The organism is Arthrobacter sp. Hiyo1 (assembly GCF_001263615.2).
GTDB lineage: Bacteria > Actinomycetota > Actinomycetes > Actinomycetales > Micrococcaceae > Arthrobacter.
This window is the reverse complement of sequence record NZ_DF952473.1, coordinates 292,968-293,672: the sequence shown is the minus strand read 5'-3', so window position 1 is coordinate 293,672 and position 705 is coordinate 292,968. Positions and strand designations below refer to the sequence as shown.

Genomic DNA, 705 nt, shown 5'->3' with positions numbered 1-705 from the left:
TGACCATGCAGCCGACGCCGACGCGGTCGCCGACCTTGTGGCGGGTCACGTCGGAGCCGATTTCGGTGACGATTCCGGCGATTTCGTGGCCGGGGGCGAGCGGGTAGGACTGCGGTCCCCAGTCGCCGCGGACTGTGTGGATGTCTGAATGGCAGATGCCCGCGTACTTGATCTCGATGAGCACGTCGTGGGCGCCGACGTCGCGGCGCTCAATGGTGGTCGGAACGAGGGCTTCGCTTGCGGACGGGGCTGCGTAAGCATTGACGGTCAGCATTATTCTCCTGTTGGTGGACGGAGGATTGGCACTATCCATCCAACAGGAGAATTCCGACGTGAGGGAGTCCCTGCTGGTAGGGGTACTGGCAGGGACTCCCTCAACGGAATGGGATCCGTTGCGGACTAGCTGGCGCCGAGGAAGATCGGGTTCGTCAGCGCTGCCATGGGACCGAGCGGGATGACTGTTCCCATCTCCGTGCCGCTGCCGGATGTTCCGTCGATCTTCGGATGCCGGACCTCAACGCGCACGTAAGCCGCGAGTTGCGGGGTGGTGACCCAGGTGCTCGTTCCCTGGCCCGACGCGGGAAGGGTGACCTGCTGGGTCTGTCCTTCATCCGTGATGAAGCGTACGACGCCGTTCGGCACGCCGGCGATTTTCGCCGTCACCGTGACGGGGGCACCTGCCGCGACGTTGAGCCGCTCGCCCAC

Annotated in this window: 2 protein-coding genes; both read right to left on the bottom strand. The window is 64.8% G+C overall.

What is annotated here, in order from left to right:
* The coding region (locus tag AHiyo1_RS16845) for an alcohol dehydrogenase catalytic domain-containing protein (protein ID WP_148667633.1) at window positions 1-274 on the bottom strand (274 nt) is incomplete at its 3' end.
* Between the two features lie 125 nt (window positions 275-399).
* Window positions 400-705: hypothetical protein (locus tag AHiyo1_RS16840; protein ID WP_216363233.1), on the bottom strand; the 306-nt coding region annotated here is incomplete at its 5' end.